Source organism: Streptomyces sp. WAC 04229, from assembly GCF_003947455.1.
GTDB lineage: Bacteria > Actinomycetota > Actinomycetes > Streptomycetales > Streptomycetaceae > Streptomyces.
In genome coordinates, this window is sequence record NZ_QHJH01000124.1 from 1 (window position 1) to 20334 (window position 20334).

Genomic DNA, 20334 nt, shown 5'->3' on the forward strand with positions numbered 1-20334 from the left:
GCCCCGCCCCCGTTCGGCGGTGACCCGTCGCGGCCGGTTCCGCCGCCCGGGCCCGTTCCTTCCGGTCCCGGCGGGCCGGGTGGCCCGCAGGGCGGCTACGGCCACCCGCAGGCCGGTGCCACGCAGACCCCGCCCGCGCCCGGCCAGGGCTTCGGCGGCGGTGACGACGACTGGGTGCTCTCCCCGCCGTCCTCGACCGGTCCCGGCGGCCCGGGTGCTCCACAGGGCGGCTACGGCTTCCCGCAGACGGGTGCCACCCAGGCGCCTCCGTCACCCACCGGCCCCGGCGGCCCGGGTGCCCCGCAGGGCGGCTACGGCTTCCCGCAGACGGGTGCCGCCCAGACCCCGCCCGGCCAGGGCTTCGCGCAGCCGGCGACCTGGTCGGCGACCATCGGCCCGGACCGCGACTACTTCATGGCGATGATGCACCGCTCGGGCCCCGAGGCCGCGGGCCTGAACCTGCCCGCGTACTCGCCCGAGCAGCAGCGCACGCTCACCGGCAACCAGATCACCATCGGGCGCCGCCGGCACTCCACCGGTGACACCCCGGACATCGATCTGGCGGTACCGCCGGAGGACCCGGGCGTCTCGCACCAGCACGCGGTGCTGGTGCAGCAGCCGGACGGCAGCTGGGCGGTCGTCGACCAGAACTCGACGAACGGCACGACGGTCAACGGCGGCGAGGAGCCGATCCAGCCCTTCGTGCCGGTGCCGCTCCAGGACGGCGACCGGGTGCACGTCGGCGCCTGGACGACGATCACGATCCGCCGGGGCTGACGCGGCGGGCCCGTCCGTCAGGTGAAAGGCCAGGCGTACGGGCCCTCGGGGTCGTCCAGCCACGCCCAGGCCCGTGCGCCGCTGAGGGTGATGCCGAAGCGCTCGCGGTGCGGGGCGTCCTCGCGGTCCCAGAGCGCGTACGCCTCCTGCGGGTCGAGGCTGCCCCGGCTCAGCGCCAGCAGGAAGCGGAACAGGTCGTTCTCGCGGGCCCGGCGCGGCACCCCGCCCAGGCCCTGCGGCTGCGGCGCGGAGGCGTCCGCGCCGCGCAGCGGCACGAAGTACGCGGGCGTGTGCAGGAAGCGCCCCTCGGCGTGCGCCGCGTCGTGGACGGTGAGGACGACCAGCCCGGTGGCGAGCGGGGTCAGGATCCTGCCGCCGGGACGGCACTGGGCCAGCCAGGCGTGCGGCACCGAGGCCAGCGAGCAGGTGGCGAGGATCCGGTCGTAGGGGGCGCGCTCGGGCACCCCGCGGGCGCCGTCGCCGGTGACGACGGCCGGACGGTACCCGGCGGCGGCCAGGTGCCGGCGGGCCGACTCGGTGATCTCCGGTTCCAGGTCGACGGTGGTGACCAGGTCGTCGTCGCCGAGCCGGTGGGCGAGCAGGGCGGCGTTGTAGCCGGTACCGGCGCCGATCTCCAGGACCCGGTCGCCGTCCGTCACGTGCAGCTCCGCCAGCATCATCGCCATCAGGGAGGGCTGACTGCTGGAGGAGACGAGTTCGCCGTCGCGCATCCGGGTCGCCAGCGGGGCGTCGGCGTACGCGCCGCGCACCCAGCGCTCCCGGGCGTCCCGGTCGGGGTCCTCGCCCCACCGGCGTTCGTAGCCGCCCCGGACGCCGACGTAGTAGTACGGCACGAAGAGGTGGCGCGGGACCGTCCGGAACGCCTCCCGCCAGACCGGATCGGCCGACCAGGCGCCGCTCAGCTCGATCTCCCGCACCAGCTCCGCCCGCGCCGAGGCCGCGAGGCGGTCCAGGTCCTCGTGCCCGCCCATGCCTCCACAGTACGGGCCCGGGCCGGGGGACCTAAGTCCGAAGTCCTATGTCCGGGCGTCTGAGACCATGGACGGCGTGAATGAGATTCGGCGCGGCACGCTTCAGGAGCAGACCTTCTACGAGCAGGTCGGCGGGGAGGAGACCTTCCGCCGACTCGTCCACCGTTTCTACCAGGGTGTCGCCGAGGATCCGATCCTGCGGCCGATGTACCCGGAGGAGGACCTGGGTCCGGCCGAGGAGCGCTTCGCGCTCTTCCTCATGCAGTACTGGGGCGGACCGACGACGTACAGCGAGAACCGGGGCCACCCGCGGCTGCGGATGCGCCACGCTCCCTTCGCCGTGGACCGGGCTGCGCACGACGCCTGGCTGAAGCACATGCGGGTCGCCGTCGACGAGCTGGGGCTCTCCGAGGAGCACGAGCAGACGCTGTGGAAGTACCTGACGTACGCGGCGGCCTCGATGGTCAACACCGCCGGCTGACCCGTCCGTCCAAGGGTGCCCGGGACGAGTGACGGGCGGATTCCGGTCGCCCGACGCCGGATTCCGGTCACGATCCGGTCAAGTCCGAGCCCCAGACGGTTACTTCCGTACCTCGTCCTCTGACAGCATCGCCGAGAGGTCTGGACAGCATCGGCGGGGGGCCGGGTGGCGGGGTACGGGGGATTCGCGGGGTTCGTGCTGCTGCGCGCACGGGCGCACCGCCTGCTGCTCGCCGCCGCCCTGCTCACCGTGCTGCTCACCACCGCGGTCCTGACGACCCTGACCGCCTACTCGGGCGCGGTCGGCGACGCGGCCCTGCGCCACGCCCTGGCCGACCCCCGCAACGCGGCGGACACCGCGCTGGTCGTCAAGGCGGACGTACCCGAGGAGGGGCGCGAGAAGGCCGTCCGCACCGTGCGCGAGGGCGCCCGGGACACCTTCGGCGGACTGCCGGTCACCGTCCGGGAGATGTCACGGTCGGGGGCGTACGGCCTGCCCGGCACGCTGCGGCCGCCCGGCGAGCGCTCGGACGACCCGGACCTGACCTACTTCGCGGCGCTGGACCCGGCGCAGGTGCGCGTCACCGAGGGCCGGCTGCCGCGGGAGGGCGCCGGCGGGAGCGGCTCAGCCGTCGAGGTCGCGCTGCCGGCGGCCGCCGCCGAGCGGCTGGACCTCCGGCCCGGCGCCCGGCTCACCCTGGCCGACCGGTTCGACGGCCCGGACGTGGTCGTCGAGGTGACCGGCGTGTACCGGCCCGCCGACGCCGCGGCCCCCTACTGGCGGCTGGACGACCTCGCCGGGCGCGGCGTCAAGCAGGGCGGCTTCACGACGTACGGCCCGCTGCTCGCCGCCCCCGGGGTGCCGGCCGGGGGCGCGGTGAGCGCGGGGCCCTCGGGGTGGCTGGCGACGGCCGACTTCTCCTCGGTGACGGCCGGACGGACGGACGAGCTGCGGGAGGCGGCCCGGGGCGGCATGGCGTGGCTGCGCGAACGCCCGGTGCTCAGCGGCTCCACCGCGGCGACCACCTCCCTGCCCGAGGTGCTCGACCGGCTCGACCGCTCCCTGCTGGTCTCCCGCTCCACGCTGCTCGTCGTCGCCCTCCAGCTGGCCCTGCTCGCCGGGTGCGCGCTGCTGCTGGTGGCCCGGCTGCTGAGCGCCGAGCGCGCGGCAGAGCGGCGGCTGCTGCGGGCGCGCGGCGCCTCCCGGGCACGGCTGGGGTCGCTGGCCGCGCTGGAGGCGCTGCTGCTGGCCGTCCCGGCGCTGGTCCTCGCGCCGCTGCTCGCCGGGCCGCTGACCCGGCTGCTGGCCGGCCAGGGGTCGCTGGACCGGATCGGGCTGCGGCTCGAGGTACCGGGCTGGGGCGGCGGCCTGGTGTGGCTGACGGCGGGTGCGGCGGCCCTCGGGTGCGCGCTGGCGGTGACGCTGCCGGCCCTGGCCTCCTCGCTGAACGCCGGGGGCCGCGTCCGCGCGCTGCCCGCCCCGCTGCGCGCCGGTGCCGACGTCGGGCTGCTGGTGGTCGCGGGCGTCGCCTACTGGCAGCTGTCCCGGCAGACCTCGGGCGCGGTGAGCGGCGACGGCTCCGGGGCCCTCGGTATCGACCCGCTGCTCGTGGCGGCGCCCGCGCTGGCCCTGCTGGCGGGGACGGTGCTGACGCTGCGGCTGCTGCCGCCGGTGGCGCGGCTGGCCGAGCGGCGGGCGGCCGGCGGGCGCGGGCTGGCCTCGGCGCTGGCGGGCTGGCAGCTGAGCCGCCGGCCGATGCGCGGCGCCGGTCCGGTGCTGCTGCTGGTGCTCGCGGTGGCCCTGGGCATGCTCGCGATCGGCCAGGGCACCTCCTGGGAGCGCTCACAGGACGACCAGGCGGACTTCCGGGCCGGGGCCCCGGTGCGGGTCCTGGCCGCCGGTTCGGTGGGCCCGGGCCGCACCGAGACCTACGCGGACGTGGAGGGCGTACGGGAGGTGGCCCCCGCGGCGCGCTCCACGCTGCAGTTGTCCGCCGACCGCGCGGCCACGGTCCTGGCGCTGGACACCGGGCGCGCGGCGGACACGATGCTGCTGCGCCCGGACCTGTCCGACGAACCGGCCGGGACGCTGCTGCCCCCGCTGGGCACCGGGGAGCCGGCGGCGGGCGCGCGGGTGCCCGCCGGGACGGTACGGCTGGGCGTGACCGCCACCCTGCGCGGCGGCCCGGGCGGCGGCGGGGAGAGCGCCACGGGACCGGCGGACGTGACGGTCACCGTGCGGGACCGCTACGGCGTCCCCTTCCGGCTGCCGGCCGGCGAGCTGCCCGCGGACGGCCGCCGCCACACGCTGGAGCTGGACGTCTCCCCGGGCGGCTCGCTCACCGTGACCGGCGTGGAACTGGTCACGGCCCAGCCGGCCGCCCGTGCGGAGCGGCACCGCCTGACGCTGACGGAGCTGACCGCCACGGCGGCCGACGGGACCGTGCGGCGCCCGACCCTGCCCCGCTCCTGGACCGCCTCGATGCGCGGCGACGGGTCGGCCTCGTCGCCGGACGCGGACACCAGCCCGACCAGGCCCCGGCTCGCCCCGTCCGGGCCGCCGTCGGTGGAGTACGGCACCGGGTACCAGCCCGCCGACCCCTACAGCACCCTGACGTCCGCGGTGACGCTGCGCCTGGACGTCGTACAGCCCGCGCCGCCGCGGCTCACGGCCGTCGCGACCGACCGGTACCTCGACTCGGCGGGCGCCCGCGTCGGACAGAGCGTGGACGTCCAGCTCGACGGCCGCAGCCTCCCGGTGCGGATCGTGCGCTCGGTCCGCGCCCTGCCGACCACGGCCGCGTCCGACGCGACGACCCCGACGGCCTCGACGACCCCGGCGACCCCGACGAAGGACGGCGGCGCCCTGCTGCTCGACCTGCCGTCCGTGAACCGGGTGCTCCAGGCCAAGTACGGCGCGGCCCTCGCCCCCACCGAGTGGTGGCTGCGTCCGGCACCCGGCGGCACGAACGGGGTCGTCACGGCGCTGCGCGCCTTCCCGGACCTGGAGCCCTCGCAGGTCGTGGTGCGCGACGAACTGGCCGCGGGCCTGCGCGACGACCCCTTCGGCGCCGGTCCGGAGGCGGCCTTCACCGCGGCGGCCGGGGTGGCGGCGGCGCTCGCGGCGGTCGGGTTCGCGGTGAGCGCGACGGGGTCGCTGCGGGAACGCGGCGCCGAGTTCGCGATCCTGCGCGCCCTGGGTGCCCCGCGCCGTCGGCTGGCCCGCACGGTCGCCGTCGAGCAGGCGGTGCTGCTGGTCCTGGCCCTGCTGGTGGGCACGGCCCTGGGCGCGGTGCTGACCCGGGCGGTGATCCCCCTGATCGTGCTCACCCCGCAGGCCACCCACCCGGTCCCGGACGTGCTGGTCGCCCTGCCCGCCGGCCGGGTCGCCCTCCTCCTGGCGGGTGTCGCCGTCACGCCCCTCCTGGTCACGGCGGCCCTGGCCCTGCGCCGCACGGACCCGGCGTCGGCGCTGCGCGAGCAGGGAGGTGAGGCGCGGTGAGACCGGTGAGCGCTCCGTGGGTCCGCACCCGGCTTCGGGCCGCGCCCGGTGCCGCCTGGGCCCTCGCGGTGCTGGTGGCGCTGACCGCGTGTCTGGCCGCCGCCTTCCCGAGGGCACTGGACCGGTACGCGGACGCGGGCCTCGACCGGGCTCTGGCGCAGGCCCGCCCCGACCGGACCAGCGTGCTGGTGGTCGCCCCGCAGCCCGACTTCGGTCTCTCGCCCAGCGAGCGGGCGGAGTCGCTGCGCCCGGACCCGCTGGGCCGGCGGTACACCAAGGCGGTCGCCGCCGTGGACCGGCGCGCTCCGCTCGCCGTCGACCGGGCGCAGTCGACGTACGGGGTGCGCACCACCGACGGCCTCCCGGTGCCGGAACCCTGGCTGCCGCAGCCGAGCGGTCTGCCGGCCCAGTTCTACTTCGCCGCCCAGCACGGCCTCGGCGACCACGCCCGGATCGACTCCGGCCGACTGCCGCGTGTGACCGGCGCCCCGGTGACCGCCGCGACCGGCGCGCTGGAGGCGGCCGTCACCACCGAGACGGCCCGCACGCTGCGCATCAAGGTGGGCTCCGTCCTGCACGTGCCGGGCGTCGAACGCGCCCCGCTCACCGTCCGGGTCACCGGCGTGCTCGCCCCGCGCGACCCCGACGGCGCCTACTGGTCCACCCAGTCCGTGCTGCGCGAGCCGTCGCTGATGACGGTGCCGGGGGCGGCGGGCGCGGACCGCGAACGCTACTGGCTGGGAACGCTGCTGCTCGCCCCGGACGCCGGGCCCGCCCTGCTGGGCACGGCCGGGGCCCCGGTCCGCTACTGGCAGTTGGCCCCCGAGACGGACGCGTTGCACGCCCACGACGTGGACGGTTTGGCGTCGGCCGTCGCCGCCCTGGAGTCCGGTCCCGGTCTGCGCGAGGTGCGTTCGGGCGTCGACCCGCTGGCGGACGTCAGCACGGACCTGGACGAGACGGCCCTCGCCTTCGACGGACTGCGGTCGGGCATCGGTCCGCTGGTCGCGGTCGCCGCCGCCGGGGCCGGCACGGTCGCGGGGGTCGTGCTGCTGATGGCGGGCGGCCTGGCCGCCGACCGCCGCCGCGCCGAACTCGCCCTGCTGCGGGCCCGCGGCGCCTCCCTGCGGGGCGTCGCGGGGCGGCTGTTCGCCGAGACCGCCGTGGTCGCGCTGCCCGCGGGCGCCCTCGGCCTCGCCGCCGCCCTGTTCGCGCTGCCCGGTGGCCGGCTCGCCCCCGCAGTCTGGGCGGCCGTCGCGGTCACCGCCGTGGCCTGCGCCGCGCTGCCCCTGCGCGCGGCCGTCGCGCACCGCGCGGTACGGGTCCACGACGGCCGGCGGGACGTGGCCTCCACCCGTCCGTCCCGGCGGCGTACGGTCGCCGAACTCACCGCCGTCGCCCTGGCGCTCGGCGCGGTCGAGACCCTCCGTCGGCGCGGCGCGTCCGGCACCGGCGGGGATCTGGTGTCGGCGGCACCGGTGCTGGTCGGGGTGATCGCCGCGCTGGTGCTCGTACGCCTGTACCCGCTGCCCCTGCGCCGCCTCGCCCGCCCGGCGGGACGCCTGCGCGGCGCGGTGGGCCACTTGGCGCTGGCCCGCGCGGGCCGTACGTCGGTCTCGGCGGTGCTGCCGCTCCTCGCCCTGCTCACCGCGCTCACCACGGCCGCGTTCGGCGGATCGGTCCTCGCCGGGGTGACGGAGGCCCGCGACCGGGCGGCGCTGCTCACCGTCGGCGCCGACGCCCGGATCGAGGAGACCGGGCCGCTCCGGGACGGCCTGTCCGACCGCGTGCGCGGCGCCTCCGGCGTCCGGGACGTGGTCGAGGTCGGACTGGGCTACCAGGCCAAGGGCCCGGACGGCCGCCAGACGCTGCCGGTGGCCGGCGTGGACCCGGCCGCCTACGCGCGGCTCGCGTCGGAGACCGGGCTGGGGGCCTTCGAGGCGGGGCAGCTGAAGCGGCGCGGCGGTTCCGGGGAGCCGCTGCGGGCGCTGGCCTCGCCGTCGCTCGCCGAACGGTTCGGCACCGGGCAGTTCCGGGTCCGCGTGGAGGACGGCACCTCCGTCGCAGTCCGGATCGTCCTCGTCCGCGACCGCACCCCCGCCGTCTCCGGTGAGGACTTCCTGGTCGTGGACCGGGCGGGGCTCTCCGCCGAGTCGGCCCGCCCGACCGTACTGCTGCTGACCGGCGACCGGGTGGACGCGGGCGCGCTGCGCCGTGCGGCGGGCGACGAAGCCGGTGCCGAGGCCAGTGCGGTGAAGCTGCGGTCCGAGGAACGGGACCGGTACGTCGACTCGCCCCTCCAGTCCGGCGCCGAGCGCGTCTACGCCGGTGCCGTCGTCGCGGGCACCGGCTACGCCGTCCTCGCCCTGCTGCTGTCCCTGCTGCGCGCCGCTCCCGAACGCGCCGCGCTGCTGGCCCGGCTGCGCACCATGGGCCTCACCCGGGCGCAGGGCCGCCGTCTGCTCGTCCTGGAGTCCCTCCCCCAGGCCGTGCTGGCCGCCGCGGGAGGGGCCCTGACCGGCTGGGCGGCGATCCGCCTGCTCGCCCCCGGCCTCGACCTGACCACGATCGCCCTGGCGGGTGCCGCGTCCCCGGTGGGCCGCGCCGAACTGCGCACCGACCCGTGGTCGCTGGCCCTGCCGGCGGTCGCGGTGCTGGTGGTGGCGGTGGGCGTCGCCGGGGTGCAGGCGTGGTGGTCGGGCCGGCGCGGGTCGGTCACCGAACTGAGGGCGGGGGACGCGCGGTGAGGGCGTCCCCGGCGGGTCTGAAGGTCCGCTCCCGCACCGGCACCCCTGGACGACGAGCCGTATCCGCGCAGGAGGCACGATGACGACGAACCCGACCCTCGCCGACCTGGCCGACCGCGCCACCGCGTCCCGCGACCGGCCCGCCTACGGCCACGACGCGCTGATCACCTGCGACCGCCTGGTCCGGATCTTCAGCGCGGACGGCGTGGAGGTGCAGGCCCTCCAGGGCCTCGACCTGCTGGTCCGCGAGGGCGAGTTGATGGCCCTGGTCGGTGCCTCGGGCAGCGGCAAGTCCACCCTCATGAACATCCTCGCCGGACTGGACACCCCCACCGCCGGGGCGGCCCGGGTGGCGGACCGCGACCTGCTCACGATGACCGCGAAGGACCGCCTCGCCTACCGCCGCGAGGTGGTCGGCTTCGTCTGGCAGCAGACCTCACGCAACCTGCTGCCGTACCTGACGGCGGCCCAGAACGTGGCGCTGCCGATGCAGTTGGCCGGCGCGCGCGGCCGGACCGGCCGGCGGGCCCGTGCCGAACGGTCCCTCGAGCTGCTGGAGCTGCTGGACGTCGCCGACTGCCGCGAGCGCCGCCCGCGGGAGATGTCCGGAGGCCAGCAGCAGCGCGTCGCCATCGCGGTGGCCCTCGCGGGCGCGCCCTCGGTGCTGCTCGCCGACGAGCCGACGGGCGAGCTGGACTCCCACACGGCGGAACAGATCTTCGCCGCGTTCCGCACCGCCAACGAACACCTGGGCACCACCATCGTCATCGTCACCCACGACCAGGCGGTGGCGGACGAGGTCCGCCGCACGGTCGCCATCCGCGACGGCCGCACCTCCACGGAGGTCCTGCGCCGCAGCGAGGTGGACGCCGCGACCGGCCACGAGACGGTGGTGGCCCGCGAGTACGCCATGCTCGACCGCGCCGGCCGGCTCCAGCTGCCCGCCGACTACACCGCGGCCCTCGGCATGCGCGACCGCGTCGCCCTGGAACTGGAGGCCGACCACATCGCCGTACGCCCGGACGACAGCGATCGGTGAAGGGTGCCCCCGACGGAGGTCAGCGCACGCTGATGCCGAGGGCGCCGGTGCCGGCCCGGCGCAGCGCGACGGACCCGTAGGGCGTACGGAGCCGAAGCCAGGCGCCCGAGGAGAACAGAACCGGCGCGTCCTCGGCGGACCGGGCCCCGGGCCGCAGGAACCCCAGTGACTGGGCCGCGTGCACGGCCCGTACCGGCAGCCCGGTGTCGCCGACCGTCCGGGACCAGATGTCGCGGCCGATCCGGTCCAGCTCGGCCCGGGTACGCGCCTCGGCCGCCAACTCCCCCGTACGGGACCGGAACTCCGCCACCGCGGCGGCGACCAGCGCGCGCAGGGCGTCCGGTGCGGGCAGTCCGGGCTCGGGCCGCCAGCCGCCGCGCGGGGGCAGCACCCCGGCCCACGGCGGCCCGGTCACCGCGCCGGGCACACCCGCGGTGACCGACTGCTCGTCGACCGTCTCCAGCAGCTCACCGGCGGACACGGTCACGTCCAGCGTGACGTCGAGTCCGTTCTCGTACGGCTTGGCCAGCCGTACGGCGCGCACGGCCAGCACCTCGAAGGAGGGAGGCCGGCCGAAGACCGCGAGAGCCGTACCGGCCGCCTGGAGACGGACGGCGGCCGAACGGTCGTAGTGGAGCAGCCGGGAGAGGAAGGCCGCGAGATCCGCGGCCTCCCCCTCGTCGGCCAGATGGAGCACCGTCATGCGGCGACGGCCTCCTCCTTGTCGTCCGTGTACTCCCGCAGGAACTCCCGTTCCTCAGCGGTGATGCGGCGGGGCATCTGCGTCTGGAAGTCGAACGGCACGATCACGGTCGAGGCGCGGACGTAGACCACGTCCCCGTCCTTGACCTCGTAGGTGAGCGTGAAGGAGGCCGCCCTGATCTCCGTGACCCACAGCTCGATGTCGACCGGGTGGTGCCGGTGGACGAGCTGCCGCTTGTAGTCGATCTCGTGGCGCGCCACCACAGACCCCTGCTTGAAGTCCTTCTCCGGGCGGAACAGGAAGTCGATGCGTGCCTCCTCCAGGTAGCGGAGGAAGACCACGTTGTTGACGTGGCCGTACGCGTCCATGTCCGCCCAGCGCAGCGGGCAGCGGTAGATGTGCCGCAAGATCGATCAGCCCCGGGTCAGCTTCTTGTAGGTGGCGCGGTGCGGACGTGCGGCGTCCGCGCCGAGCCGCTCGACCTTGTTCTTCTCGTACGACTCGAAGTTGCCCTCGAACCAGAACCACTTGGACTCGCCCTCGTAGGCGAGGATGTGGGTGGCGACCCGGTCCAGGAACCACCGGTCGTGGGAGACGACCACGGCGCACCCGGGGAACTCGAGGAGGGCGTTCTCCAGGCTGGAGAGCGTCTCGACGTCGAGGTCGTTGGTCGGCTCGTCGAGGAGCAGCAGGTTGCCGCCCTGCTTGAGGGTGAGCGCGAGGTTGAGCCGGTTGCGCTCACCGCCGGAGAGCACCCCGGCCGCCTTCTGCTGGTCCGGCCCCTTGAACCCGAAGGCGGAGACGTACGCGCGGCTCGGCATCTCGACCTGGCCGACGTTGATGTAGTCCAGCTCGTCGCTGACCACGGCCCACAGCGTCTTCTTGGGGTCGATGTTCTCGCGGCTCTGGTCGACGTAGGAGATCTTGACGGTGTCGCCGACCTTGATCTGCCCGGAGTCCGGCTCCTCGAGGCCCTGGATCATCTTGAACAGGGTGGTCTTGCCGGCGCCGTTGGGCCCGATGACCCCGACGATCCCGTTGCGCGGCAGCGTGAAGCTGAGGTCGTCGATGAGCACCTTCTCCCCGAAGGCCTTGCTGAGGTTGTTGACCTCGACGACGACGTTGCCCAGGCGCGGGCCCGGCGGGATCTGGATCTCCTCGAAGTCCAGCTTCCGCATCTTGTCGGCCTCGGCCGCCATCTCCTCGTACCGCGCGAGACGCGCCTTGGACTTGGCCTGCCGTCCCTTGGCGTTGGACCGCACCCACTCCAGCTCGTCCTTGAGCCGCTTGGCGCGCTTGGCGTCCTTCTGGCCCTCGACCTTGAGGCGGGTCTGCTTGGTCTCCAGGTACTTGGAGTAGTTGCCCTCGTAGCCGTGCAGCCGGCCGCGGTCGACCTCGCAGATCCAGCCGGCGACGTTGTCCAGGAAGTACCGGTCGTGGGTCACGGCCACGACGGTGCCCTCGTACTTGGCGAGGTGCTGCTCCAGCCAGTTCACCGACTCGGCGTCGAGGTGGTTGGTGGGCTCGTCGAGCAGCAGCAGGTCGGGCGCCTCGAGCAGCAGCTTGCACAGCGCGACGCGGCGCTTCTCACCACCGGAGAGGTTGGCGACGGGCCAGTCGCCGGGCGGGCAGCCCAGCGCGTCCATGGCCTGCTCCAGCTGTGCGTCGAGGTCCCAGGCGTTGGCGTGGTCGAGCTCCTCCTGGAGCTTGCCCATCTCCTCGAGCAGCGCGTCCGAGTAGTCGGTGGCCATCTGCTCGGCGATCTCGTTGAACCGGTCGAGCTTGCCCTTGACCTCGGCGACACCCTCCTGGACGTTCTCCAGGACGTTCTTGTCCTCGCTCAGCGGGGGCTCCTGCAGCAGGATGCCGACCGTGTAGCCCGGCGACAGGAACGCGTCACCGTTGGACGGCTGCTCCAGCCCCGCCATGATCTTCAGCACGGTCGACTTACCGGCACCGTTCGGCCCGACCACGCCGATCTTCGCGCCGGGCAGGAAGCTCAGGGTGACATCATCGAGGATCACCTTGTCGCCGTGCGCTTTGCGCGCCTTGCGCATGGTGTAAATGTACTCAGCCAAGAGAAACCGTCCGGCAGCTTGAATCAGGCAGTGGGCAGATACACCCCATCTTGCCGCACCGCCACCGCTGGGAGGAAACGCGTTCCGGGCGGGGCCCCTGACCTGGCCTTTCCTGGATGCCCCCGGAGCCTCACCTGTCACTGTCGGTCGCCGCCGATCGGCCTCGGGCACCCTCGCACGGCCCAGGGACGGCCCAGCCCGAGGGTGCCGCTCCCCCGCCGCGCGGGGCTACGGTGCTGCCGTGACCAGCTCATCGGAGCGCCCTCTCCTCTTCCTGGACGTGGACGGCCCACTGATCCCGTTCGGGTCTTCGGCCGACCAGAAGGACGTCGCTGCCGCCTCCTCGACGACCGTCGACCAGGGGAACCCGTTGCTGGCCCGACTCGACCCCGGGATCGGGGCACGCCTCATTGCTCTGGGCTGCCGGCTCGTCTGGGCGACGACCTGGATGGAAGAGGCGAACGAAGTAGTCGCCCCGCGCATCGGCCTGCCGAGGCTGCCGGTGTTGGAGTGGCCGGACGTCGATGCAGGAGGAACCCCGCGAGGTCTGCACTGGAAGACTCGCCCCATGGTCGAGTGGGCCGGCGGCCGACCCTTCATCTGGGTCGACGACGAGATCAGCGCCATGGACCGCCTCTGGGTCGACGCCAGCCACCCCGGGCCTTCACTCCTGCACCGGGTCGAGCCGACCAAGGGCCTCAAGGGCGCCGACTTCCGCGCGCTCGCCGGTTGGCTCGATACCGTCGCGCCGGGTTGAGCACACCTCAGGGCTCCGAGGTCCGGCCCCGCTGACGCTGGGGCAGGGTGTCAACGGAACACCTGCGGAACTGGGCAGACTTCCAGCGGCTGCTCCGGCCGGTCCGCCCACCGCCACCCGACATAACCATGCGTGCTTGGTTATGTACTTACTGTTACGGTGAGTGCGTCTTCGAGTACCGAGGAGTCCGATGTCTTCCCTGATCAAGCCAGTGAGTGACGCCTCTTTTGACCAAGAGGTATTGAAGGCCGAAGGTCCGGTGTTGGTGGACTTCTGGGCTGTCTGGTGTGGGCCGTGCAAACAGATGAATCCGGTGCTGGACGACATCGCTTCGGAGCACGAGGGCGACCTCACCGTGGTCAAGGTCGACGTCGACCACAACCAGGGGGTGGCGTCAAGGTACGGGATCCGGAGCATCCCCACCTTGCTCCTGTTCAAGGGCGGAAAGGTCGTGGACCAGGCGGTCGGGGCGATCCCCAAGTCCAAACTGCTCGGAATTCTCGGCGAACACATCTAGCCCCCCGGCCCCCACCCCCGCGCACGCGGCAGCGGACCCGCAGTCGGGAGCGACGCCCCTCAATCCCGGTGCCGGCCGATCCCCCGCCGGAGGCATTGTTCTGACCTCGGCCACTCCCCTGCGGCAGTCGGCTCGTGGACTTCGGCTCGCTGCTATGCGCGCGGCCCAGGCTGAAGCGGGGCGCAGACAGGAGTGCAGGCCCGGCCCGGCTGACCAACATCGAAGCCGACATGGGGCGCGGGCAGGGGCCGGCGCGCGGCCAGGACTGCCGGCCAGTCGTCACCGCGGCACGGGCGAAGCCCGACCAGGTGCCCCGAGCCAGGCCGAGGGCAAGTCGTACCGGTAGGCCCTCCAGCAGCCCGAACCCGCGCGCGGACGGGATTGCCTGGTCAGCGAGCGACCATGGACAGCTCCAGCCGTCGGCCCTGGAAGCGCTCGCGCAGGAGTCGGTCGTGGGTCACCACCACGAGGGTGCCGGTGTAGTGGGCCAGGGCCGCCTCGATCTCCTCCATCAGGGACGGGGAGAGGTGGTTCGTCGGTTCGTCGAGGAGGAGCAGGTCGAGCGGTCCGGACGTGACCAGGCGGGCGAGTTCGAGCTTGCGGCGTTGTCCGACGGACAGGTCGCGCACGGGGACGGGCAGGTCCGTGGGGTGGAACAGGCCCAGTGCGAGCAGCGCGTCGGCGTGCTCGTCGGGGTGGCCCGGACGGCCCGCCGCGTAGGCCGCGAGGAGGGTGCGGGCGTCGAAGGCGGCTTCGGGGGCGCACTGTTGGCGCAGGTGACCGGCCCGGCGCGGGCGACGGACGGTGCCCGCGTCGGGCGTCAGCTCCCCTGCCAGTACGTGGAGCAAGGTGCTCTTGCCGACGCCGTTGGGGCCGGTGACGAGCAGTCGGTCGCCGGGGGCGAGCGTCAGGTGCGGGAGGGAGAGGCGGCCCGCAACTCGCACGCCGTCGAGGTGGGTTGCGGTCGCCGACGCGTCCTTGATCGGCGCGCCTTCGACTCGGGCTGCGAAGCGGAGGGGTTGCGGCGGTGGTGGTACGGGGTGCTCCGTGAGCCGCTGCAAGCGCTCGCGCGCGTTGCGGATGCGGCTCTGGGCGCCGTGGGAGCGCGAGCGTGCCCGGAAGGCGCCGGCGCCGCTGAAGGCCCACGGGCCCTTGCGGGGGATCTCGGACAGCATGCCGATACCGGAGTCCGCCAGGGCGCGCTGCCGGGCGACCTCGTCGCGCCACTGCTCGTACTCCCACGCCCAGCGCGCCCGGGCCGCCGCCTTGGCGGTGAGGTAACCGGCGTATCCGTTGCCGTAACGCCGTACCGTGCGCCGGTCCTGGTCCACCTCCAGCACGGTGCCGGTGACGCGCTCCAGGAACGCCCGGTCGTGCGTGGCCGCGATCACCGTGCCCCGGTGACGGCGCAGGCGGGCTTCGAGCCAGGCCACGGCCTCGTCGTCCAGGTCGTTGGTCGGTTCGTCGAGCAGGAGCAGTTCGGGGTCGGAGGCCAGCGTCGCGGCGAGCGCGAGCCGGGAGCGCTGCCCTCCGGACAGGGTGCCGAGCGGACGCGCGCGGTCGAGCGGCGCGCGCTCACCGAGGCGGCGCAGGATCACCTCCACACGTCGGTCCGCTCCCTGCCCGCCCCGCGCCTCGTACTCGGCCAGCAGCGCCGCGTACTCCTCGAAGGCGTCGGGACCGGCCGTGGCCAGTGCGGACTCCACGGTCCGGATACGGCGTTCCAGGGCGCGCAGATCGCGCAGTACGTGGTCCACGGCGTCGCCGACGCTCGCCGTGCCGGGCAGGTCGAGGGTCTGGGCGAGATGTCCGATGCCGCCCGGTGCCGTCACGGTCAGGGTGCCGTTGTCGACCGGCTCCTGTCCGGCGAGGAGCCGCAGCAGCGTGGATTTGCCCGAGCCGTTGTCCCCGATGACGCCGACCTTATCGCCCGGCCGGACGGTGAGGGACACGCGGTCCAGGACGACTCGGTCGCCGTAGCGCTTGGTGACGTCGGCGAGGGCGATCTGTGACGCGGGGCGGGCGGGGGCGGCGTTCACGGTGGTGGCGGAAGGAGCAGGGCGCAAGGGCGGTCCTTTGACGGGAGGGAGCAGCAGCGGATTGTGGCGGTGGCGGTACGGCGGGAGCCGGAAGCAGCTCTCCCGCCAACTGGCACGTCCGTAAAACTAGACGATACGTTGCGTCTCGTCAATCCTCTAGAACAAAGTCCCCGGCGCCACACGCACGCGGCAGCCGGGGACTCGGACGGAGGCCTGGGGCCTAGACGGTCACCCCTCGTTCTTCTTCCGGAGGAACACCAGCACCGCACCGCCGATGACCACCAGGCCGATCGCCGCGCCGCCGATCAGCGGGGTCGCCCCGGAGCTGCCGGTCTCCGCGAGGTTGGGGTTCGGGGTGGGAGTGACGGCCGTGGCGGGGGCCGGTTCGCCGAGGGTCTGCGTGGTGTCGCCCGTCGTGGCGCTCTGGGTACGGCAGTCGAGGACACCGGAGAAGCGCTGTTCGAAACCGGCCGGGCCGCGGATGGTGAAGTCGTAGGGTCGGTCCTCCGGCAGCGGGACGGTCACCGTGCGGGTCTCACCGGCCGCGATGGTGTACTCGGCATCGAGCAGCGAGAAGGTGAACGGCGCGTCGCCCTTGTTGACGGCGGTGATGTCCAGGCCGCCCTCGGTGCAGTTCTTCTCGGCGGACAGGGCCGGTATCGCCCCCTGGCCGGCCCAGGTGGCCGTGGCCGTCGCCGCGACCGTGGACTCGCTGGAGCCCGCCAGGATCTGGGTCTGACTCCGGCTCTCGGAGGCGAACGCCCGGCCCACCGGCACGGTGGTCGACGCCTGGACGGCCAGCTCGGACGTACCGGCCTCCGCGTCTTCGGGCACGTCGAAGAAGATCTGGGTGCCGTCGGCGACCTCGGTGACCGGCTCGCCCTCCTTGTCGACGATCCGCACGCCGCTGGTGGCGGCGTCCACCGGGGGCGTCACCGTCGCGCCGCCCGCGTTGGTGCGGACGGTCACCGGACCGATCCGCTCGCCGGGACGGCCCGAGACCGCGGGCGGGTCCAGGGTGAGCGAGGCCGCGGGCTCGCTGCGGCCGCGGGCGTTCTTCTCCAGGTAGTCGGCGAGCCGCTCGGCCTGCGGGTCGGTCGCCTCGACGTCCGTGTGGTCGGAGTAGCGCCAGATCGCCACCTGGGTGCCGGCCGCCGCGTCCTGCTCGGTGAGCCCGCCGCGGACACCCGCCTTCTTCGCGAGCGCGGCGAGGTCGTTGACCTGGGGGTAGGAGTTGTCCAGGATCCAACGGATGCGGCCGGCGTCCTTGTTGATGCCCAGCGAGGTGCCGCTCCACGGCGTCTCGTAGTACCTGGCGTCCGTCTGCGTCGGGTTCTGGACGTCGACGCAGTACGTCTGCAGCATCCCGCCGCCCTCGACGGACATCTCGAAGAGACCGGCCGGCACCTCCTGGTCGCCGCCCTCCCCGTGGATGACCGCGGTGCCGTGCGTCTTGAGCCCGCCTATGGTGGCCGTCGCCCCGCCCTGGCCCCCCGCTCCGTCCTGGGCGGCGGCCGGTCCCGCACCGGCCACCAGACCGGCGACGGCGGCCGCGGACACCAGGGCCGTGGCGGCGGTACGCGCCGTCCTCCGGCCGGGCAGAGACAGTGCAGCGAGCGAAGAAAACACCAAATTCCCCTTCGAGCAGGACCCGTTGGCGTGGGGGGAACGGTCCCACCAGCAGAATCAGCAGCCCCACAGGGCTCGTTCGGCATCCTAAGGACCTCACGGACCGTGCCCCCGGGTGATGTTCGCCCACGCGGTGATCCGAATCGGAATCGTTATCGCCGACCGGCCCTGTGAGCAGGGCTTATCGACAAATCCACCCGGATTCGTCCGGGCACATGGGTCGACAAGCCCGTACTTCGGTCATTTCAGGCGGACCGCCCGGGTCAAGCCACGGCGGCGGGCTCCGGGCGTTGTTCGAGGTCCGGGCCGGCCGACTCCCCCACCGGTGTCTCCCAGTTGGGCTCCGGCCGCGGCGGGGAGGACGAGACCTCCGGCGCCTCCGCCTTCCCGGTGCGCCTGAACGCGGCCGTGCCGCGCGCGAGATCGTGGCCGATCGCCACCGCGTCGATGTCCGCCGAGGTCCAGTTCTGCCCCTCGCGCACGTCCGTGCGGACCTTCAGCCGGCCCTGGACGACGACGGGGTCGCCCACCGCCAGCGACGCTGACGCGTTGGCGGCGAGCTGCCGATTGGCCCACACCGTGAAGAAGTTGGTGTGGCCGTCCGTCCAGGCGCTCTTCTCGCGGTCCCAGTAGCGCGCGGTGACCGCCAGCCGGAAGCGCGCCGACGGCCCGTTCGCCAGGTCCCGGAAGACCGGCTGCGTGGCCACGTTGCCCACGGCGCAGATCATCGTCTCGTTCATCGCGAGTCCTCCCTCCCGCACGGGCCCGTCCCGTACGGCTGCGTCCGGCGGCCGCGTTCGTCACGACCGCCGCGAGGCCAGACTGCCCCGGCCCGCGCCCGGCCCGCCGAGGGCTGTGGACCGAAGCCCGCCTGTGGAGAACCCCGTCACCCGTGTGGGTGAAAGTCTCCGATCCGCCCCGAGGAGAGAGTCGGAGTCGCCGATCCGCCCCGCAGGGAGATCGGAGTCGGGTCGGAGCCGCCGATCCGCGCCTATCTCGCCACAGTCCCCACCCCCGTGACCCGCCCGTACTGCTCCCGCACTTCCCGGTACCGCAGCAGTTCCGCCGCCAGCGGATCCAGCACCCTGGCCCGGCCGCACCCGGCGGCCGCCTCCCGCAGCAGGCGTTCCGCCTCGTGGCCGTAACGGCGGGCGGGGCCGCGCGCCGCCATGCGGCAGGCCCACTCGATGAGGGGACCGCCGATGATGCCCGCCAGCATCAGCAGCACCGGCACGCCCAGGTTGGGCGGCATGAAGCCGACGATCTGGCCCAGCAGCCACAGACCGCCCACCACCTGGATCAGGGTCATGGACGCCTGGGCCAGCACGGCCACCGGCCACCAGCCCGGACGCGGTGGGCGGCCCGGCGGCAGCCCCGTGCGCTCCGCCAGCTCGTCCAGGGCCTCGGGCAGCCCCTGGGCGCCGCGCACGGCCGCCTCGCGCATCGCCTGCGCCCACGGCGCCGGAAGTCCGGCCGACGCCCGCTCGGCGACCGTGCGCACCGCCTGCTCGACGCGCTGCCGCGCGGTGGCCTCCTCGTCCGGCTGGGCGCGCAGCTGGAGGCGCCCCGTGGCCGGTTCACGGCGCTCGTGGTACCAGCGCCACAGCCGCAGCCAGGGCGTACCGCACGCGCGGTTGGCGTTGCGCAGCCAGGCCCGCTCGGCCGCGTCGCCCGCCGCGGTGGCGCCCACCGCGTCCGCGAGCCGGTCCGAGAACTCCTCCCGGGCCTCCTCACTGAGGCCGGTCCGCCGCCCGGTGACGTACACGGAGCGCAGGCGCCGGGCGGCGGCGTCCACATCGGCGGCGATGCGGCGCGCCGGGGCCTGCCGCTCGGCCACGAACTGGCCGAGCACCTCGCGCAGCTCGCCGATGCCCTCCCCGGTGAGGGCGGACAGGGCGAGCACGGTCGCGCCGGGTTCGCCGTACTCCCCCAGCGCGATGCCGTCCTCGTCGAGCAGGCGACGCAGGTCGTCGAGGACCTGTTCGGCGGCCTCGCCGGGCAGCCGGTCGATCTGGTTGAGGACGACGAGGGTGACCTCCGCGTGGCCCGCCATCGGCCGCAGATAGCGCTCGTGGAGGACCGCGTCGGCGTACTTCTCCGGGTCGACGACCCAGATGACGGCGTCGACCAGGTCCAGGATGCGGTCCACCTGCTCGCGGTGCTGGACGGCCGCCGAGTCGTGGTCGGGCAGGTCGATCAGGACCAGCCCGCGCAGCGGCGACTCGGAGTCGGGGTGCTGGATCGGGCGGCGGCGCAGGCGGCCGGGGATGCCGAGGCGGTCCAGGAGGCTGGCGGCGCCGTCGCTCCAACTGCACGCGATGGGCGCGGCGGTGGTCGGCCGGCGGACGCCCGTCTCGGAGATCGTCACCCCGGCGAGGGTGTTGAACAGCTGCGACTTGCCGCTGCCGGTCGCGCCCGCGATGGCGACGACGGTGTGCTGCCCGGAGAGCCTGCGCCGCGCGGCGGCCTCGTCGAGGACCCGTCCCGCCTCGGCCAGGGTCCCGCCGTCGAGCCGGGTCCGGGAGAGGCCGACCAGTTCGCGCAGGGCGTCCAGCCGGGACCTGAGCTGTCCGTCGTAGGCGAGCGGCATCAGGGCGGCCGAGGTGGCGGCGGGCCTGCTGGGCAGCACCGCGTACTGCTCCGTGCCACCGTTCTCGTCCACCCGCCGCGCGATCAGCCCGTCACCCCAGGCACCCTCCCCGTCCCCGGAACCGGCGCCCGAGCCGGGACCGGAGGAACCACCGGGACCGGACGAGCCACCGGGACCGGACGAGCCACTGGAGCCGGAGGGACCGCCGGGACCGGACGGACCACCGAGCGGACGCCCGCCTGGCCCCCGAGCCGGGGAGCCTGACGGACCGTCCGAGCCGGACGAACCACCGGCGACACGCTCGGCCCTCGCCGCCCGCTCGGTACCTCCCGCATGTTCCGTCCCTTCCGTCCCTCCCGCACGTTCCGCCCCTCTCGCACGTCCCTTCCCTGCGTCACGTTCCTTCCCTCCCCCGCGTTCCTTCGTTCCGGCACGCTCAGCCCGTCCCGCACGCTCAGCCCGTCCCGCACGCTCAGCCCGTCCC

General features: G+C 74.4%; 15 protein-coding genes. 7 read left to right on the forward strand and 8 right to left on the reverse strand.

The annotated features are described in order from the left end of the window. Positions 1 to 777, forward strand: a 777-nt coding sequence (locus tag DMH12_RS26660) for an FHA domain-containing protein (RefSeq protein ID WP_148107547.1), incomplete at its 5' end; no start/stop codon positions are given. Between the two features lie 17 nt (positions 778 to 794). On the opposite strand, the gene DMH12_RS26665 is transcribed toward DMH12_RS26660, so the two are convergent. After that, positions 795 to 1769, reverse strand: coding sequence for a methyltransferase domain-containing protein (locus DMH12_RS26665; protein ID WP_125493999.1), 975 nt, complete (start codon positions 1767 to 1769; stop codon positions 795 to 797). Between the two features lie 67 nt (positions 1770 to 1836). On the opposite strand from DMH12_RS26665, the gene DMH12_RS26670 reads away from it, so the two are divergent. The 4 genes from DMH12_RS26670 to DMH12_RS26685 all read left to right on the forward strand — a co-directional run bounded on the left by DMH12_RS26670 (position 1837) and on the right by DMH12_RS26685 (position 9537). After that, positions 1837 to 2250 (forward strand): globin, encoded by a 414-nt coding sequence (locus DMH12_RS26670; protein ID WP_125494000.1) that lies wholly within the window; start codon positions 1837 to 1839, stop codon positions 2248 to 2250. Between the two features lie 195 nt (positions 2251 to 2445). Then, on the forward strand, positions 2446 to 5751 hold the full coding sequence (locus tag DMH12_RS26675; protein WP_185832554.1) for an FtsX-like permease family protein: 3306 nt from the start codon (positions 2446 to 2448) through the stop codon (positions 5749 to 5751). Further along, positions 5748 to 8498: an FtsX-like permease family protein gene (locus DMH12_RS26680; RefSeq protein WP_185832555.1), complete on the forward strand. Its 2751-nt coding sequence runs from the start codon at positions 5748 to 5750 to the stop codon at positions 8496 to 8498. The genes DMH12_RS26675 and DMH12_RS26680 overlap by 4 nt, the downstream gene beginning before the upstream one ends. 79 nt (positions 8499 to 8577) lie before the next feature. Continuing rightward, positions 8578 to 9537 carry an ABC transporter ATP-binding protein gene (locus DMH12_RS26685; protein ID WP_125494003.1) on the forward strand — a complete coding sequence of 320 codons (960 nt, stop codon included), beginning with the start codon at positions 8578 to 8580 and terminating at the stop codon, positions 9535 to 9537. 19 nt (positions 9538 to 9556) lie between these two features. On the opposite strand, the gene DMH12_RS26690 is transcribed toward DMH12_RS26685, so the two are convergent. From DMH12_RS26690 to ettA, 3 genes are read right to left on the reverse strand one after another with little or no spacing between them, the layout of a single operon-like run. After that, positions 9557 to 10240 (reverse strand): hypothetical protein, encoded by a 684-nt coding sequence (locus DMH12_RS26690; protein ID WP_185832556.1) that lies wholly within the window; start codon positions 10238 to 10240, stop codon positions 9557 to 9559. Further along, entirely contained in the window at positions 10237 to 10647 is a 411-nt protein-coding gene (locus tag DMH12_RS26695) for a thioesterase family protein (protein WP_125494004.1), read from the reverse strand. The genes DMH12_RS26690 and DMH12_RS26695 overlap by 4 nt, the downstream gene beginning before the upstream one ends. Before the next feature lie 6 nt (positions 10648 to 10653). Beyond that, positions 10654 to 12318 (reverse strand): energy-dependent translational throttle protein EttA, encoded by a 1665-nt coding sequence (gene ettA / locus DMH12_RS26700; RefSeq protein WP_125494005.1) that lies wholly within the window; start codon positions 12316 to 12318, stop codon positions 10654 to 10656. A gap of 241 nt (positions 12319 to 12559) precedes the next feature. Here ettA and DMH12_RS26705 point away from each other — a divergent pair, with 241 nt between their 5' ends. Together DMH12_RS26705 and trxA are read left to right on the forward strand one after the other, a co-directional pair. Further along, positions 12560 to 13075 (forward strand): HAD domain-containing protein, encoded by a 516-nt coding sequence (locus DMH12_RS26705; RefSeq protein ID WP_125494006.1) that lies wholly within the window; start codon positions 12560 to 12562, stop codon positions 13073 to 13075. A gap of 190 nt (positions 13076 to 13265) precedes the next feature. After that, positions 13266 to 13592, forward strand: coding sequence for a thioredoxin (trxA, locus tag DMH12_RS26710; protein WP_125494007.1), 327 nt, complete (start codon positions 13266 to 13268; stop codon positions 13590 to 13592). Positions 13593 to 13981: 389 nt separating this feature from the next. Here trxA and abc-f read toward each other — a convergent pair whose 3' ends face one another. The 4 genes from abc-f to DMH12_RS26730 all read right to left on the reverse strand — a co-directional run bounded on the left by abc-f (position 13982) and on the right by DMH12_RS26730 (position 19922). After that, positions 13982 to 15631: a ribosomal protection-like ABC-F family protein gene (gene abc-f / locus DMH12_RS26715; protein WP_125494012.1), complete on the reverse strand. Its 1650-nt coding sequence runs from the start codon at positions 15629 to 15631 to the stop codon at positions 13982 to 13984. A 228-nt stretch (positions 15632 to 15859) separates the two neighbouring features. After that, positions 15860 to 17260: a Cys-Gln thioester bond-forming surface protein gene (locus tag DMH12_RS26720; protein ID WP_125494008.1), complete on the reverse strand. Its 1401-nt coding sequence runs from the start codon at positions 17258 to 17260 to the stop codon at positions 15860 to 15862. 263 nt (positions 17261 to 17523) lie between these two features. Next, positions 17524 to 18000 (reverse strand): single-stranded DNA-binding protein, encoded by a 477-nt coding sequence (locus DMH12_RS26725; RefSeq protein WP_125494009.1) that lies wholly within the window; start codon positions 17998 to 18000, stop codon positions 17524 to 17526. A gap of 251 nt (positions 18001 to 18251) precedes the next feature. After that, entirely contained in the window at positions 18252 to 19922 is a 1671-nt protein-coding gene (locus DMH12_RS26730) for a YfjP family GTPase (RefSeq protein WP_260474356.1), read from the reverse strand. Positions 19923 to 20334: the final 412 nt, after the last annotated feature.